Raw genomic sequence first — 15,421 nt, forward strand, 5'->3', positions numbered from 1 at the left:
AACCAGAAGTTTGTTCAGATGCCTTTTGCGAGATTAACCTCCTATCTAAGATACAAGTGCGAAATGGTTGGCATTGACTTCGTGGAACATGAAGAAAACTACACAAGTAAATGTGATGCACTGGCTCTCGAACCAATAGGAAAACATGAAGAATACCTTGGAAGAAGAACTAAGAGAGGACTCTTTTGTTCTTCCATAGGTAAACTTATTAATGCCGACCAGAATGGGGCATTGAACATCATGCGGAAAGTAGTTGGCGATTCCTATGTCAGTAGGATAGTCAATAGTGGGCACTCGTTATGTCCTGTAAGGTACAGCAATCCGTTTGTTCGGATTGTGTAACTTATGTAAAAAGTAGAATAAAGTTTAACACATTTAATACTTTTAATAACGTGAAGAATTTCAATTTTTATGCACCCACTCAGGTGGTGTTCGGTCGTAACACAGAAACACAGGTAGCAGAACTCGTCAAGATATACGAAATGGCTAGATAATAACCTCAAAGACTCAAAACAAAAGATAATCAGAAACAGATTGCATCCTAAGCTTCTGTTTCTGATTATCTTTTTTAATTCTCCTCTATCTTCTTATTCGTTCAAAATCCGTTCTATCTTGCGTATCCAACGCTCATCGATTTCCACTTTCTCGGCATAAGACTTGAAGTTCATCACCACGTCTTCCACTTCTTCTATGATACTAGAAGCATTTCTGATATCCTGTCTTTGTGCAAAAAGCATCAAATCCTGCTTCGTTATATTCTTTCGCTTGCCAAGAACCGTAAGTTCATGGTAACGATAGAAATGTGAATCTGGATCAGCAGAAAACACGATGTCGTAAGCTGGTGATATATGCCATTCTCCGTTGGGATACATCACAAATGAGAAGTTCTTGGTATGGTCATCAACATTCTCTGCAAGAACATTAAACACCATTCTCCTATATTGCTGACTCTGCTCTTCTGCAGACAAATTCAGTTTTCTACCCACAACAAACAAATCTTCGTAAGCATCAGCCAAGGAACTCATGGCAGCTAAAGTCTGGGTATATATTTTTCTGCCCTCCACTCTATCAAAGCGTTGGGTCAGGAAATTCTGGGTTCCTTCAATCTCTATCAAACGTGAAGGCATCATGTTAATACCGGCATCCTTGGCCATCAGATAATAAGCCATTTCTACCCTGGTAAAAGGAAGTTCATTCTTCCTGCTTGTATCAAACTTCAATATATAATGTTTAAAGTTGGCTGGCAAATCGGCTTGACCAGAACGAATAATACCCGTAGTTTCATCCATGCCAATAATCGCCTTAGGACGCTGACCACCAGCGGAAGTTCCCACCTTGTACAGATCTTCCATGATAAGGCTGTTGCTCATATCAATGCTTACATCCTGCCTGTCCAGAAATATCTTAGTGGCAAGTTCATAAAGCGAAGCCAATTCTATATTTACAGATGCATCCTCCTGGATATGAGCAGGCTGAAATTCCAAGGCACCCATTGCTCTCTTACCGATGAAAGACAGTCTATCCACTGCATTTACCATTTTTGATTGCAGATGATTGGCTTCCATCCATTTCTGAAAGACCACATTTCCCCAATGGTCAGGCAAAGAATCTGCTATGAACTCAGGCAAACCTGCATAAAGTTTTTCTCTGTTTCCAGACATAGGGAAAGTTCTTTGAACATAAACAGAATCTAGCGGTGCTACCAATGGTGCAATATTCCAACCATATTGAATAAAATCCTGGTCGAATTGGAAGACAGAGCAGCTGCGCTTGTCATCCCAAGACAACAAGCCCACATTCTTATCCCACAAATTTACCAGCACAACATTATCTTTCATGTCTTACCCTTTCCTTCTTTTCATTCATTTTCTTCACTTGGCTAGGCAGCATTGGCAGTGGCGGCAAGAGTTTCTCTGCTTCCTCCAGGAATCCGATACTCCTCAACAGAGAAAGAATAGTGCCAAAGCCTATGTTCTTAGCTTCGCCATTTTCAAACTGGCTAATGGTGAAAATGCTCACACCAGCCTTTACAGCCACCTCTTTCTGAGTGAGATTGCTGAACAGACGATATTGCTTGAATCGTCCTCCCAATTCTGATATAATCTCAGAATTAGACTTTGCCTCTATACCATATTCCGTAATCATGATGCAAATATAGTTATTTCTTTATTTATCGCCAAATATCGGGTTAAATATTTAAATATCTTTAGTTATTAGAAAGAAATAATAAAGAGATAAAGGAGTAAAAATAGGCAAAATTTAAGTTTTAAAAATTATTAGGAAAAGAAGTGGCGATAGTTACATAAAAAGTCGTACCTTTGCATTCCATAAAACATGTAACATAAAACATAAAATAGATGTTAAACGTTATGGAACAGCTGAATAACCCATTTGTTATCTACGGATATAAGGGAGCAGAATACTTCTGCGACCGCAAGAAAGAGACAGAAGTCATCATGAAGGCTTTGCAGAGCATGTGTATCACGGCATCAGCTCTGCCGATGGTACTCAAATGAATTGAGCAGTCCATCGCATACCCCTTATTTGGAATTCCCAACGTATATTCTCGAAACATCGGTTCAAATTTCTTGATGGTCAGATAACCATTCTGATAAGGCAAAGGCAAGGCATCCGTCATTTCCTCAGTAGATAGGTCGAAGGAACTCAATACCGCCTACTGCCCTTCCAGAGAAGCCAAAAGAATCTCTTCATAACTAAGCTCAATGGATTAAAAAGCAATATGAGCACATACCTCAGAGAAAAAGAAAGGAGCAATGCTATGCACCGCTCCTCTATTATTTATTATTCGAGAGCCTTGACATATCAGATATTAATGATATAGCAGACATAAAATTGTGCATTTTCCTTGCAAAATCAGCACCATTGGATTCTGTGACAATTTCTCCTTCTGGTGTTATCTTTATGCCAAAGTTATTGGCAACCTTTTGCATGTAATCTTTACGCTTTTGTGAACGTAACACATCTACTCCTGAGAGAAATAATTTTTCAATGGTCTCACCATCATCCGAAAGTAAAATTTTTGTCTCGGATTCTTTCTTGACAAAAATTTCTATATTGTCATTTAATACCCCCACAAAAGGTGTAGATACAGAAAACCATCCTGTACCTTTATCCTCTCTAATAGCTGTGTTATCTTTCTGCCATTGGTAGTATTCTGCTATTCTATTATCTATCCATCCCATACATTAATTCACTTTCAAATGTTAGCTTTGTCTGTAAATTTCTCACATCGCTAATAGTTCAAGGAAATGATAATCCTTCCTTAATCTTCCTTCACGATAGGATACAATTCTATGAATTCGCCATTATGGGACTGTCCATCATTGATGAGCTTTGCAAACTTCTCGCCTACTGTATCAATTGTATGGAAACCAGACAAAGCCATGTTGCCATTCAGATCAGTGGTAGTTGGACCAGGGTGTACGCTGAAAATCTCAACAGGTATGTCGTTCTGCTCAAACTCCATTGCCATCACACCCATCATGGCATTCTGGGCAGCCTTGCTTGCCACGTAAGCCAGAGGATGCCAATACGGACTGATTTCACTAGGAACGGTGATGTTGACGATTCTACCCTTGTTGGCTTTGATGAGTGGAAGAAGGGCCTGAGTCACGGCCAAGGTGCCAAAGTAGTTTACGTCAGCAGTCTCCTTGATATCCTTCATGTCTGTCTCCCAGCTGGTCTTCGACATATCACCAGGAATACCGGCATTGTTCACTAGAAGATTGAGCGAAGGATATTTTTCATTGATCTCCTTTGCCGCCAAACTGATGCCGTCGAGATCACAGAGTTCAATTTTCACCCAACCAAGCACTGTACATCCTGCATCTTTCAACTTGTTCATAGTCTCCAAGGCTCTTGCTTCATTGCGGGCACCGATAATGATATCCCAGCCACTTAACCCTAAATACTTACTGATTCCCAAGCCAATACCTTTATTGGCTCCTGTAATTAATGCTGTTTTGTTCATTTCAATCTATATTTTTTGTGTTAAATATTTCCTAAATATATTTTTCTAATCCCTTCTTCTTGTGCAATCCTTCGGGCAGTAAACAGAGTTTCAGTAGGTGTAGGTACAGAATCCTGCATCTTGTACTGTGGGAAAAACCTGCTAAAATGAAGAGGACAATCGGCCAAACCATTGTCTCTGAGCCAACTGCACATATCTCTTATCATGCCCTCGCCGTCGTTAACCCCAGGAATCAGCAGGTTTGTTATCTCCAGATGCACACCAGTTTCCTTCATTGTGAGAAGCGTATCCAGAACAGGCTGTAAATGACCGCCACATTGCTTCTGATACACATCATCAGAGAATGCCTTGAGGTCGATATTGGCAGCATCAATGAGTGAAACTATCTCCCTAAGAGGCTCCGGGTTGATATAACCTGCAGATACCAGGATATTCCAAAGCCCCCTGGAATGAGCTTCCTTGGCGATGTCATAGATGTACTCATAATAGGTAAGCGGCTCCGTGTAGGTATAGGCAATGCCCGGCAAATGATGCTTGGCTGCAATATCTACAATATCAGATGGAGACAACTCGTAGAAATCTACAGCAGACGGAAGTACCTGCGAGATGTCATGGTTCTGACAGTTGAGACAGCGGAAGTTGCAACCTGTACAGGATAGAGACAGACAACGGGTTCCGGGATGGAATTCATTCAGCGGTTTCTTCTCTACAGGATCATCTGCCAAAGCACACGGTTTACCGTAAACAACAGAGTAAAGCATTCCGTTAAAATTCCATCTGCTGCCACATTTTCCATGCTTGCCTTCCAAGATAACACAACAGTGGGGACATAATTCGCACCTTACTGTATCAGAAGTATACTCACCTCCCCCATCAACTTTCTGATAAAAACAACATTCTTTCATACCCAAACCATTTCATGATAACACAATCATCTGAATATCGGCTACTAGAATACAATAGCCTCATAAGTATAAAGCTCAGCTGTCTTCCAGCCATCCCAACCTATTCCAGCCTTATCCTGAGAGCAATGCCCCAGGAATTCTTCTTTGGTCCATGATACTTCATCAGCCACCTGTGGAAGGAAAGTACCCGTATGATAGCCCTTGCGTATGAAAATACCCTGCTTGCCCAGTTCAAACTCATCTATACTTTGGATGCGTTTCATCGGTGTGAGTACTGAGATTTCGATATCAATATCATCCAGTTCCTCCATGGTCACCCCATAAAAGCGTGGATCCTCAAAGGCTGCCGCCTTTGCCATGTGCTCAACTACCTGATATAGTGGCATGTCTTCACCAAAATGTCCGATGCAACCTCTGAGTCTTCCCTTTTTGTGCAGAGAGACGAAGGCTCCACACTTTGTAAGAAGAACATCAGATAACTTGCCTGGCTCATACTTCTTACCTTCAAGAGTAGCCTTGATGGTATGATAAGCGATAGACTTGAGCATCTTTCGGTCTTCAGAAGTTAAATCAAAACCACAGGTTTCTGTAGTAAAAACAAAAGAATGATACCCTACAACCTTGTCTTTTCCTCCATATGGGGAATCACCGGAGTTGCAGTACATAACATGATGTGGCTTGATCTTTGCATCATTTTCTGTCATCATCAACAATGTGGCAATAGGAGCCATGCCACATGCACTCGTTGCCAGATGGTCAATGCCAAGCTCCTGGTTGTGAAGGGTGGCGTTCACAAATGCTTCTACCTTTCCTGTCATGATGCTATCTTTGGTAAGTCCATCTACAATCTCTGCATCCTTGTATGCGGGATAGTGCGAGAAGTCGCTGCTGATAACAAAAAGATTCTTCTCATTCAGGTAGGGCTTCAGGGTATCAGCAATCTTCTTCAAGGTCGTCAATTCCTGCGTGGCAATGATGATAGGAACAATGGATGGTAACTTTTTCATGTGATATTGCAGGAATGGCAGTTCCACCTCCAGGCAATGTTCGCTCTCATGTGCTTCTTGAGCATAAGTAATAGCATCACTCTTTTCCATAAGGTCTTTACAGAGAGCGGTATCTACAGGAACATTTCCCAGAGGAGTGGCATAGGCAGAAGCACCTATATTTACTGATGCCTTCCCCAAATACACATGATGGCTAGGTCCCAGGAGAAAGATGTGCTCATATTCTGCATCCGGATTGATGGCAGCAAATGCCGATGCTGCAGTCACCCCAGAGAACACGTAGCCGGCATGAGGTACGATTACTGCCTGTACATTCTCCATTAAAGGGTTCTTGCACCTAGAGAAACAATTCTGAACATCCTGGCGGAGTTCTTTGGCATCGCCAGCATAAAAACTTCCTGCTACAGCAGGTTTGCGAATCTTAGCTTCCATCATAATACTTACTGTTATTAATACGATGAATATGATTTTTCTCATAACTCAAGATGATGATTCAGATGGCAAGATGCCACCTACTTGCAAAGATACAAAATATCAGATAGAAAAGAGTAAAATAGGGTAAGATTTAAATTAAATTTAATTTCCTCCATATCATCTGAACCATGATGCTCTCATTAGATGGTATTTGACTTACCCCCACAGTCAGTGCTTCCCTAAATCATCAACGTCAAGCATAACTTAAAGGTTATTTGATGTAAAACGATGAGAAAAATTTGGTTGTTAGGACAAAAATATGTATTTTTGCAGTGTCTTTGTGAGGTGTTGTCATCTCTGTCTTCATCATAAGATTCGTTTGCCCCCTACGACTCGCAATGCAGTGCAGATTAAACATCAAAATAACCGGTATGAGAGGGGCATCTCATATCAAAAAAATGAAGAGTCATGAAGAAAACTCTACTAGTATCAGCATTCTCAGCTATTGCCATGGTTGCAGGAGCACAAACTGAAGTGGCAAGTGCTGCCGGTGAATTTGATTTCATCACCAAGAATTTTACAGTAGGTCAGAAGACAATTCCGTATTCCTTGGTAAAAGACTTCCTGACTGCATTGAGGGAGCCGTGAATATATCTAACTGAGGATTCGGATCTGTCTTTTTAAACATAGTCATTCTTTTAATTGATGGTGTAAAGATACGAAAAATATTCCAGATAACAGCATAAAGCAGAGATTATTTTCGTGAAATATAAACATCTTAAACAGGCCTTACTTTTTAAAGTGGGCTCAGTAAAGAACATGCAAATACTACTTAATGATTTCGATTAATAGTTAAATAACAATAACAAGCAACTAATTGTTGCTCAAATATTTGGAATTATCGTTCAGAAAGATTATCTTTGTGAACGATAATAATAAAGCATAACATTATGGAATATAATAGATTAATAGATAGAAAGGCGGAGACAGACCGAATAACAGAAGCTCTGAAACGAGAGAACACCCAATTTATCGTTATATATGGTCGTCGCAGAATAGGAAAATCTACGCTCATCAAATATCTTGTGAATAGTCAAGAACAGGCTATTTACTTCTTGAGTGATACTTCTACAGAGGCAGTACAGCGATCTGCTTTTGCCAAATCTGTGGCAACAGTCATTGATGGGTTCGACAAGGTTATCTATCCCGACTGGGAATCACTTTTCCGCAGTATGAACAATCAACTATCTCAGAGAATCATGGTATGTCTGGATGAATTTCCTTATCTCGTAAAAAGCTGTGAGGCACTTCCTTCCATCATTCAAAAGCTCCTGAACGAGAAAATCTTAAAGTTTGATTTTGTTCTTTGCGGTTCTTCACAACAATTGATGCATGGCTATGTACTCAATCGCCAGTCACCACTTTATGGACTTGCCAATGAGATTATCAAGATGCAACCGATTGCGGCTCAATATATGAGGGAGGCAATGGAGTGTGATGCCGTGCAAGCGGTAGAAGAATTTGCAATATGGGGCGGTGTGCCTCGCTATTGGGAATTGCGTCGTGACTATCCTGATACAAAAACGGCGATTCGCAAGGTGTTGCTTGATCCACAAGGCCCCTTGATGGAAGAACCTCAGCGACTGCTTCGTGATGATATGCGAGATACCGTTCAGGCATCAACCTTACTCACTATTATCGGTAATGGCGCCAACAAACTTTCAGAAATAGCATCCAGGGCTGGTAAGGAAGCCAACTCCTTGTCAGAGCCTCTGGGCAAATTAAGAGATTTAGGGTACATAAGAAGAGAGGTACCTTTTGGCGACAATCCGAAAAAAAGCAAAAAGGGACTTTACCACATCAACGACTCACTTCTCAGATTTCATTATCAATTTATCGTGCCTTATCGTTCTATCCTTGAGTTGGGAAAGATTGATACGGTGATGCAGGTTGTGGAAATCCAGCTACCGCAGTTTATTGGCCAATGTTGGGAGTTACTATGCCGTGATTACGTAAGTGGCAATATCATAGATGGCATTGCCTACAATGTGGCTTCCCGATGGTGGGGTAAAATTTTTCCGCCAGAAGAAAAGGATGGTAAAATGGTAGAATTGGACGTTGTAGCAGAATCAATAGATAAGAAACATATATTGATTGGCGAATGTAAATGGACACACAATGATAGTGCTGACCGCCTGATGGAAACTCTTGAGCAAAAGGCGAAATATCTTCCTTTTATCAAGAAAGGACAGCAGGTACATCTTGTCTTGTTTATGAAAGAAGCCCCTACTTATATGAACGAAGAAGCTAAGATACTTCTACCTGAAGACATCATGCAATAGGGAAAAGGGTCTATACACCCTTTTGTCGAGGTGTATAGACCCTTGGAACAACCGCAAAGTATGGATTGATAATTATTTTTTCAGATGATTGGTTTTCCTTCAGCTTAGGACTTTACCACATATCTTCATTTTTATCAACTGGACTTTGTCCCTGATAGAAAGCAGGATTAAAATTGGAAAGACTCGCATAAGGTTCACCTAAGCTACCATGCCTTTTCTATTCGTCGTAGATACAAAAACCGTGCTGCCTATATACCACTTGAAAGTATATAGGCAGCACCGCCCATAAAAAGGGGCAGGCGCTTCTCACCCCTGCCCCTATATCTGAACATCAGATTCTCTGATAGATAGCATCATAAACCGAGTCAATGCAACCAGCTAATATATTGTCCGTGACATCGAATGGTATCCATTCTTCATCTATCTCCCAAGCACTCTCGCCTTTATAGAAAAGGCTATTGCCATAGAGTTTGATGTATGCCACCTGTACTTCTTCAAGTTCACTGGCGTTTTCAACTCTTCTAATCACCCATCCCGCATCATAGTGCTCCTCATCCTGTGTGAGGTCAATTTCCGTTACACCCTTTTCTGTCATCATGTTCTTGATGGCATTTTCAATTTCTTTGTGAAGTTCTATCTTCTTTTTCGTAAAATCGATGTATTCCATACCTTATTATATGTGGAGAGGTGGTTAACCTCTCCGTTACCTTTTTTATGCTACAATCTGGTATTTATTGAAATTCATGTAATCATCCCCATTCACGTGGCATTCCTGCCATGTTGCCAGCTGCTCGGTGGTGATGGAATCAAGTTCCAAGCGTTCTGCGATGTACTGGAGTGCTTCCTGTTCCGTATTGAAATACTCCCACTCATATGAACCATCGAGACATGAGTTCACCACGAAACGGCAACTGAAATACTTGCCTTCGGAGTCATTCGTGGCATAAACTTCGTTTCCTTCCTCTTCCACCATGAAATAAACCTTCATGTCCTCATAGTGCTTTTCAAGAATATGACGGAAATCCGAAGTTCCCCATGCCTCCTCTGCCTCAATGGTGAGTAACCCTTTCGCTATTTCACAACTTTGGATGAAACCTCTGAGATAGTAATCCTTGGTGTCTTCTCCCAAAGCCCATGCGATGTTACCTTCCCAATTCTTGGCAGAAAGCTCATCAAATGGCTTTCTTTCACCCTTGTCAAACTCTCCGAAAAGCTCATATATCTCCTGGAGGTCCTTTTGCTTACCTTCAATTCGGTATCCGACAGTTGCCCAATTCGCCATCGTCCTACTGATTTTCTATTTGTGAATAATAAAGCTGCTTCTCCTTCAGATGTGCCATGATGGATGCCGCCAATGTACACGCCCACTCATCACGTGGGTCATACCATCCGTGCTCGTGGCATTGTGCGAGCTTGTCAATGAATGCCATTGCCACCTTGAATTTCTCATTCACTAAGTACCGATGGTCATTAGCCAACTCTTCTCCAGTGAGCTGAGCACTACCCATCTTGCCATTAACGAAACGTGAGAACACGTCTGCAAACTCCTTGTCATTTGGTGAAATTACTTTTCCCATGATTTCTGCTATTTAAAAGTTCAACATTAAAAATATATTCTAGATTTCCTGAAACCCAGCCTTTTTAGGACTTTTGTTTTGGGAGAATCCGAGATTTTTTTTAAAATTACATTCCAGCGTAACCTTTACCACTATGCCTTTTTTCGTGCATAAAAGATGGCTTGTCCACCAAAGGCAGAAAGCCAAGCAAGAAACATCAAACTTTTTCGGAATACCCAATCTCTGATTGCGGAAGGCTGCCGAAATAAGTTTTATGCTTCTAAACCTTTAGGTGGTGCTTGGAGTCTGCCAGGACAACCATACCTTTGCAAAGAAAAAAGCCTGTGGTGAAGGACTGCCTGGAGATGGTATTGAAAAATTGAGGTTTTCCCGCATGACAAAAACGAAGTAGTTAAATAGAAAAATCTCAAATCAACCAATCCGGTTGTCGAAAATTCCATCCTTATGCCAAAATAGCTGCTAAATAAACACCTTAATTTTAACACTTCATAGCCCGTTTTTTTACATAAATGCCCATATTTTAGTTAAAAAATAAGTTTAATTTTTTTTATCCCCTCTATCTCAAAAAAACTCTGTTCCTTTGCAGCCGATTCAGGAATTTAACAATAAAATAAAAATGGGAACATTTAGCATATTTGCTTTAGTATTGACCTTCATTCTGGTGTTTTATTATGCTGTGGTCATTTTCATGGATCTGAGGAAAATCAATCCAGGGCTCAGGAAGGATGATGTAGAGTTTATCAAAACTGCTGAGGAGCAAGAAACTCAGCATGAAGAAGAGGAACAACCTGTGGATGTGGACGAGGACAATATCCTTCATCCTTTATCACATGAAGTTGGTGACTCTCAACCGGCATCTGGCCAACCTCATAATGAAGGCACCTATATGACTGTTGAAGATATCAAGAACATGAAGACGAGTGAGGTGTATGAGAGAATTCGCAATGCCAAGAATGAGATGATCACCTATCGTGCCGATGCCGAGCATGAATTGGCATCCGAGGATTTCCGTCAACACATGATAGAGGGTGAAATGCTGTTGGATCAAATGTCAGAGAGTCTTGCCAACATGTCGTTATAAATATCATTTCGTATGAAGGATAAAGTCAAGATTCTAGCCATGTTTCTCCTGTTGCTGTCCATTTCCCAACTGGCGATGGCCAATTGTGGAACAACCGATTATAGCGGAAGCACCGGCAGGCTTTACGATATGGTGACTTATGTACTCACCATGTGTTCCTACGTGGCACAGCTTACGTATGTCATAGCCACTCTTTTGAGCTTCTACTGCGCTATCAACATCTACATCAAGCTGCAGACAGGTGAGGATGGATTTGCCAAGAGTGTTCTGATACTCATCGGAAGCCTGATATTCCTGGCTTCGGCAACATTTGTATTCCCTGCGTTTTTCGGTTTCCGATATGGAGTAACAGACCATTTATGGTAGAAAAAAATATAATATATATTCATTTAATTATTCTAAGACAAACAATGAACAAAGTAATCAGTAATTTGGTTAGTGGCGCAAGCAAGGGTGCCGCAGCCACAGTTAAGAAAGCCAAGGCTTTCGTAGTGAACCCTCGTATGGGTATGCTTTCAATGATGCTCCTCTTTGTGAGCGTGTCAACTTTTGCTCAGGATGTGGATGCAGGTCTCGCTGCTATCGAAACCTCCACTGAGAGCTTGAAACGATATGTACCTGTTGTGACCAACTTGTGCTACGCCATTGCCGGTATCGTGGCCATGATTGGTGCCATCAGTGTGTATGTGAAGATGAACAACGAGGAGCAGGATGTCAAGAAGAGCATCATGATGATTGTAGGTGCTTGTATCTTCCTCATCGCAGCAGCTCAGTGTCTGCCTTTGTTCTTTGGTCTCTAATCCTTGGATATGAGTAACATAGACCAGGAAAGATTCCAGGATTATCCAGTTTTCAAGGGGCTTCAAAAGCCCCTTGAATTCATGGGTTTGAAGGGAAGATACATCTATTGGGCCGCAGGTGCTGTAGGAGGGGGCCTTCTGGGTTTTCTCATTGGCTATATCATATTCGGATTCATTGTTGGACTCATCCTGCTTACCACTTTCTTGTGTGTAGGTGGAGGGATGATTTTCATCAAGCAGCATAAGGGCCTGCATAGTAAGAAGTCTCCCAAGGGCATCTTTATTTATGCCCGTTCTAAAAGCTATTAGGTATAATAACAAAATAAATTGATTCAACAACATGGTAGCAATCGCAGTGGTAACGCTCTTTGTCGCCATACTGGCAGGCATGGGCATATCCGTTTGTGCCTTTGGCACTGGAGGAAAGAGACCCAAGGTCTTCGAAGACATTTATTTCAGTGTGGAAGAGGTAAATGGTATGGGAATAGTTTATACAAAAAGTGGTGATTATTCTGCTGTCCTCAAAATCAAGAACCCTATCAGAAAGTATTCTGCTTCCAAGGCCAGCTATTATGAATTCACGGATCTCTTCACTTCTCTACTGCAATTGTTGGGTGAAGGATATGCCTTGCATAAACAGGATGTTTTCGTACGCAAGCAGTTTGACATGAACAAGATTGCAGCTCATGAGGATAAAACTGCAGCCAAACGTTTTCTGTCCGATTCCTACTTCCGTTTTTTCAATGGCCGCACATATGTGGCACATGAAACCTATCTGATTATTACACAGAAGGGTAAAAGTGGAACAATACATAGTTATGACACTGCCAAGTGGAAGGATTTTCTAGTGAAGCTCCAAAAGGTTCATGACCGTTTGAATGGCTGTGACGTGGAAAGCTCATTCCTTGGAGCTGAGGATTGCAGAATCTTAGCAGACCGTTTCTTTGCCATGGATTTCAAGCATTCTCGTGTATCCATGAGTAACTTCAGGGTTACCAGTGAGGAGATTGGCATGGGAAACAACCATCTTAAGGTTTACAGTCTCCTGGATGTGGATCAGGTAGGCCTGCCTGGCATGATTCGTCCCTATTCCGAGAATCAGGTGGGTAACAGCATTCTTTCCGAGGATTTGCTCTCAGCTTTGGATTCTCTCCCGGATGTAGATACCTTGGTTTATAATCAGGTTATCTTTTTGCCAAATCAAAAGAAGGAAGTCATGAAGCTTGACAAGAAAAAGAACCGTCATGCTTCCATTCCCAATCCTAACAACCAGATTGCCGTTGAGGACATAGAAAAGGTTCAATCGGAAATCGCCCGAAACGGCAAGATGCTTGTTTATGCCCATTATAATATGGTGATCAAGATAGCTGGTGATAAAGACTTCCAGAAGATTACTAATTCCCTGGAGAATATGTTCTCTAGGCACAGTATTCATATATCGAAGAGAGCCTATAACCAGTTGGAACTCTTTGTAGCCAGTTTCCCTGGCAACTGTTTCAAACTCAATGCGGACTATGACAGATTCCTCACGCTTTCGGAGCCGGCTCTTTGCCTGATGTATAAGGAACATCAGCAGCAGGGTGACAATTCGCCTCTGAAGTGCTATTATACAGACCGACAGGGACTGCCTCTTCCCATTGACATTACTGGAAAGGAAGGTAAGGTGAAATATACCAATAACTCCAATTTCTTTGTACTGGGACCAAGTGGAAGCGGCAAGAGCTTTTTCATGAATTCCGTGATGCGACAGTATTATGAGCAGGATACAGATGTGGTCATCGTGGATACGGGCGACAGCTATGAGGGAATCTGCAACTATTTTGAGGGAACCTACATTTCCTACAGCAAGGAAAAGCCCATCTCAATGAATCCCTTCAAGATAACAGAGCTGGAGTATGAGGAGAATTTTGGCGAGAAGAAGAACTTCCTGAAAAGTCTTGTCTTTCAGCTTTTCAAGGGAACAGATTATCCCACAAAGATTGAAGATACCATTATCAATCAAACCATTACGGAATATTATGAGGCCTATTTTCATCCCTTTGAAAAGTTCAGTACCAAGGAAAGAAGCCAGCTGAAAGAGATGCTGCTACTTGAGGATAAGAAGAATGGTAAGTATGATCAGTATGAGCAGGAAATGGAGGAACGCTATGATCGTGTCATGGAGGAAAAGGAGACTTCTTCCAGAAATGCACGACTCATTGATAAGCTCCAGGCTGTTTTGGACGATACTGCTGCCACTGAAGGAGAGAAGAAAGCTGCCCTTCATCAGCTTCAGCGCCTTACTCCAGAGTTGATAGAGAAAAATTATCTCCTTCGCATTGAGCGTAAGATTGATAAGATGGAGAGACAGAGAAAGAATCTCAGAGTGCAGGAACTTTCGTTCAATTCCTATTATGAGTTTGCCCTTGAAAGAATCCCGCAGTTGATTGTCCAGCAGAACATTGAGTTTGCAATCCATGATTTTGCGGCTATTCTGAAGCCTTTCTATAGAGGTGGTGAGCATGCGCACATCCTTAACAATGACTTGGATGCATCCCTATTTGACGAGAAATTCATCGTCTTTGAGATCGACAAGGTGAAGGATGATCCTATCCTTTTTCCTCTTATCGTTCTCATTATCATGGATGTCTTCACTCAGAAAATGAGAATCAAGAAAGGCAGAAAATGCCTGGTCATAGAAGAGGCATGGAAAGCTATCGCCACACCCGTGATGGCCAACTATATCAAGTATCTCTATAAGACGGCCCGCAAACATTGGGCAATGGTGGGTGTGGTCACCCAGGAAATCCAGGATATCACCTCCTCTCCCATTGTCAAGGAAGCCATTGTCAACAATTCAGATGTGTTCATGTTGCTGGACCAGAGCAAATTCAAGGATAAGTTCTCGGAAATAAAGGCAACCCTGGCTCTTACAGAGAATGACTGCCAGAAGATTTTCACAATCAATGGCCTTGACAACAAGGAAGGCAGATCTCCGTTCAAGGAGGTCTTTATCAAGAGAGGTCTGGTGGGCGATGTCTTTGGAGTGGAGGAACCTCCTGAGTGCTATATGGCCTACACGACGGAGAAGCAGGAGAAAGAAGCACTGAAGTTCTATAAGAGACGCTTGGGTTCCGACTATAGAACCGCCATCGAGACCTTTGTGAGTGATTGGCATTTGAGTGGTATCCAGAAATCTCTGGAATTCTCCCAGAAGGTTCTCAAGGAAAGAAAAGTATTCAATTATAAACAGTCATCATAAAAGAACCATGCAAAGAATCTTAGCATCGATCATCTTATCCTTTCTTATTTGCTCTCCTCTTTG

The 15,421-nt window shown here is 41.6% G+C and carries 18 protein-coding genes; 9 read left to right on the top strand and 9 right to left on the bottom strand.

Annotated features, from left to right (window positions below; genetic code table 11):
* Positions 1-342: zinc ribbon domain-containing protein (locus tag ACTQ16_RS13725; RefSeq protein WP_441937887.1), on the top strand; the 342-nt coding region annotated here is incomplete at its 5' end.
* 245 nt (positions 343-587) lie between these two features.
* On the opposite strand, the gene ACTQ16_RS13730 is transcribed toward ACTQ16_RS13725, so the two are convergent.
* Together ACTQ16_RS13730 and ACTQ16_RS13735 are read right to left on the bottom strand one after the other, a co-directional pair.
* Complete coding sequence (locus tag ACTQ16_RS13730) at positions 588-1,838, bottom strand: type II toxin-antitoxin system HipA family toxin (RefSeq protein WP_441937889.1); 1,251 nt, start codon at positions 1,836-1,838, stop codon at positions 588-590.
* Positions 1,828-2,145, bottom strand: a complete 318-nt coding sequence (locus ACTQ16_RS13735; protein ID WP_316211608.1) for a helix-turn-helix domain-containing protein — start codon at positions 2,143-2,145, stop codon at positions 1,828-1,830. Before ACTQ16_RS13735 ends, ACTQ16_RS13730 begins: the two co-directional genes overlap by 11 nt.
* A 224-nt stretch (positions 2,146-2,369) precedes the next feature.
* On the opposite strand from ACTQ16_RS13735, the gene ACTQ16_RS13740 reads away from it, so the two are divergent.
* A complete protein-coding gene (locus ACTQ16_RS13740) occupies positions 2,370-2,516 on the top strand; it encodes a hypothetical protein (RefSeq protein ID WP_287608329.1) in 147 nt (48 codons plus the stop codon).
* A gap of 279 nt (positions 2,517-2,795) precedes the next feature.
* Here the strand turns inward: ACTQ16_RS13740 and ACTQ16_RS13745 are convergent, their stop codons facing one another.
* From ACTQ16_RS13745 to amrB, 4 genes are all read right to left on the bottom strand, one after another.
* Positions 2,796-3,203, bottom strand: a complete 408-nt coding sequence (locus ACTQ16_RS13745) for a DUF1828 domain-containing protein (protein ID WP_441937891.1) — start codon at positions 3,201-3,203, stop codon at positions 2,796-2,798.
* A gap of 80 nt (positions 3,204-3,283) precedes the next feature.
* Positions 3,284-3,991, bottom strand: coding sequence for an SDR family NAD(P)-dependent oxidoreductase (locus ACTQ16_RS13750; protein WP_441937893.1), 708 nt, complete (start codon positions 3,989-3,991; stop codon positions 3,284-3,286).
* 20 nt (positions 3,992-4,011) lie between these two features.
* The gene (gene amrS / locus ACTQ16_RS13755) at positions 4,012-4,896 is read right to left on the bottom strand and encodes an AmmeMemoRadiSam system radical SAM enzyme (protein ID WP_441937895.1); all 885 of its coding nucleotides are present in this window, start codon (positions 4,894-4,896) and stop codon (positions 4,012-4,014) included.
* Positions 4,897-4,940: 44 nt separating this feature from the next.
* Positions 4,941-6,380 (bottom strand): AmmeMemoRadiSam system protein B, encoded by a 1,440-nt coding sequence (gene amrB / locus ACTQ16_RS13760; RefSeq protein WP_441937897.1) that lies wholly within the window; start codon positions 6,378-6,380, stop codon positions 4,941-4,943.
* Positions 6,381-6,785: 405 nt separating this feature from the next.
* On the opposite strand from amrB, the gene ACTQ16_RS13765 reads away from it, so the two are divergent.
* Together ACTQ16_RS13765 and ACTQ16_RS13770 are read left to right on the top strand one after the other, a co-directional pair.
* Positions 6,786-6,965, top strand: coding sequence for a hypothetical protein (locus ACTQ16_RS13765; RefSeq protein WP_264949527.1), 180 nt, complete (start codon positions 6,786-6,788; stop codon positions 6,963-6,965).
* 302 nt (positions 6,966-7,267) lie between these two features.
* Positions 7,268-8,659: an ATP-binding protein gene (locus tag ACTQ16_RS13770; protein ID WP_316211594.1), complete on the top strand. Its 1,392-nt coding sequence runs from the start codon at positions 7,268-7,270 to the stop codon at positions 8,657-8,659.
* Between the two features lie 331 nt (positions 8,660-8,990).
* Here ACTQ16_RS13770 and ACTQ16_RS13775 read toward each other — a convergent pair whose 3' ends face one another.
* Genes ACTQ16_RS13775 through ACTQ16_RS13785 form a run of 3 tightly spaced genes read right to left on the bottom strand, consistent with a single transcriptional unit; the run spans position 8,991 to position 10,236 of the window.
* Positions 8,991-9,326: a hypothetical protein gene (locus ACTQ16_RS13775; protein WP_293575208.1), complete on the bottom strand. Its 336-nt coding sequence runs from the start codon at positions 9,324-9,326 to the stop codon at positions 8,991-8,993.
* A 45-nt stretch (positions 9,327-9,371) separates the two neighbouring features.
* Entirely contained in the window at positions 9,372-9,941 is a 570-nt protein-coding gene (locus ACTQ16_RS13780; protein WP_441937898.1) for a hypothetical protein, read from the bottom strand.
* 4 nt (positions 9,942-9,945) lie between these two features.
* Complete coding sequence (locus tag ACTQ16_RS13785) at positions 9,946-10,236, bottom strand: sulfide:quinone reductase (RefSeq protein ID WP_287609351.1); 291 nt, start codon at positions 10,234-10,236, stop codon at positions 9,946-9,948.
* A gap of 616 nt (positions 10,237-10,852) precedes the next feature.
* Here ACTQ16_RS13785 and ACTQ16_RS13790 point away from each other — a divergent pair.
* The 5 genes from ACTQ16_RS13790 to ACTQ16_RS13810 are packed head-to-tail and all read left to right on the top strand — an operon-like array spanning position 10,853 to position 15,358.
* Positions 10,853-11,317, top strand: coding sequence for a hypothetical protein (locus tag ACTQ16_RS13790; RefSeq protein ID WP_441937899.1), 465 nt, complete (start codon positions 10,853-10,855; stop codon positions 11,315-11,317).
* Positions 11,318-11,329: 12 nt separating this feature from the next.
* Positions 11,330-11,683, top strand: a complete 354-nt coding sequence (locus ACTQ16_RS13795) for a DUF4134 family protein (RefSeq protein WP_287596230.1) — start codon at positions 11,330-11,332, stop codon at positions 11,681-11,683.
* A 44-nt stretch (positions 11,684-11,727) separates the two neighbouring features.
* The gene (locus tag ACTQ16_RS13800; RefSeq protein ID WP_441196202.1) at positions 11,728-12,117 is read left to right on the top strand and encodes a DUF4134 domain-containing protein; all 390 of its coding nucleotides are present in this window, start codon (positions 11,728-11,730) and stop codon (positions 12,115-12,117) included.
* Between the two features lie 9 nt (positions 12,118-12,126).
* A complete protein-coding gene (locus tag ACTQ16_RS13805) occupies positions 12,127-12,426 on the top strand; it encodes a DUF4133 domain-containing protein (RefSeq protein ID WP_287596232.1) in 300 nt (99 codons plus the stop codon).
* Positions 12,427-12,457: 31 nt separating this feature from the next.
* Positions 12,458-15,358: a TraG/VirB4 family ATPase gene (locus ACTQ16_RS13810; protein WP_441937900.1), complete on the top strand. Its 2,901-nt coding sequence runs from the start codon at positions 12,458-12,460 to the stop codon at positions 15,356-15,358.
* Positions 15,359-15,421: the final 63 nt, after the last annotated feature.

Origin of the sequence: Prevotella sp. LCP21S3_D2, from assembly GCF_052118345.1 — a bacterium.
GTDB lineage: Bacteria > Bacteroidota > Bacteroidia > Bacteroidales > Bacteroidaceae > Prevotella.

Excerpts from the sequence above, each read along its gene's own strand:
- ACTQ16_RS13805 (WP_287596232.1), top strand. The coding sequence starts at position 12,127 with ATGAGTAACATAGACCAGGAAAGATTCCAGGATTATCCAGTTTTCAAG.
- ACTQ16_RS13795 (WP_287596230.1), top strand. The coding sequence starts at position 11,330 with ATGAAGGATAAAGTCAAGATTCTAGCCATGTTTCTCCTGTTGCTGTCC.
- ACTQ16_RS13785 (WP_287609351.1), bottom strand. The coding sequence starts at position 10,236 with ATGGGAAAAGTAATTTCACCAAATGACAAGGAGTTTGCAGACGTGTTC.
- ACTQ16_RS13735 (WP_316211608.1), bottom strand. The coding sequence starts at position 2,145 with ATGATTACGGAATATGGTATAGAGGCAAAGTCTAATTCTGAGATTATA.
- ACTQ16_RS13750 (WP_441937893.1), bottom strand. The coding sequence starts at position 3,991 with ATGAACAAAACAGCATTAATTACAGGAGCCAATAAAGGTATTGGCTTG.
- ACTQ16_RS13765 (WP_264949527.1), top strand. The coding sequence starts at position 6,786 with ATGAAGAAAACTCTACTAGTATCAGCATTCTCAGCTATTGCCATGGTT.
- ACTQ16_RS13800 (WP_441196202.1), top strand. The coding sequence starts at position 11,728 with ATGAACAAAGTAATCAGTAATTTGGTTAGTGGCGCAAGCAAGGGTGCC.
- amrB (WP_441937897.1), bottom strand. The coding sequence starts at position 6,380 with ATGAGAAAAATCATATTCATCGTATTAATAACAGTAAGTATTATGATG.
- ACTQ16_RS13810 (WP_441937900.1), top strand. The coding sequence starts at position 12,458 with ATGGTAGCAATCGCAGTGGTAACGCTCTTTGTCGCCATACTGGCAGGC.
- ACTQ16_RS13740 (WP_287608329.1), top strand. The coding sequence starts at position 2,370 with ATGGAACAGCTGAATAACCCATTTGTTATCTACGGATATAAGGGAGCA.
- ACTQ16_RS13780 (WP_441937898.1), bottom strand. The coding sequence starts at position 9,941 with ATGGCGAATTGGGCAACTGTCGGATACCGAATTGAAGGTAAGCAAAAG.
- ACTQ16_RS13775 (WP_293575208.1), bottom strand. The coding sequence starts at position 9,326 with ATGGAATACATCGATTTTACGAAAAAGAAGATAGAACTTCACAAAGAA.
- ACTQ16_RS13790 (WP_441937899.1), top strand. The coding sequence starts at position 10,853 with ATGGGAACATTTAGCATATTTGCTTTAGTATTGACCTTCATTCTGGTG.
- ACTQ16_RS13730 (WP_441937889.1), bottom strand. The coding sequence starts at position 1,838 with ATGAAAGATAATGTTGTGCTGGTAAATTTGTGGGATAAGAATGTGGGC.
- amrS (WP_441937895.1), bottom strand. The coding sequence starts at position 4,896 with ATGAAAGAATGTTGTTTTTATCAGAAAGTTGATGGGGGAGGTGAGTAT.
- ACTQ16_RS13745 (WP_441937891.1), bottom strand. The coding sequence starts at position 3,203 with ATGGGATGGATAGATAATAGAATAGCAGAATACTACCAATGGCAGAAA.
- ACTQ16_RS13770 (WP_316211594.1), top strand. The coding sequence starts at position 7,268 with ATGGAATATAATAGATTAATAGATAGAAAGGCGGAGACAGACCGAATA.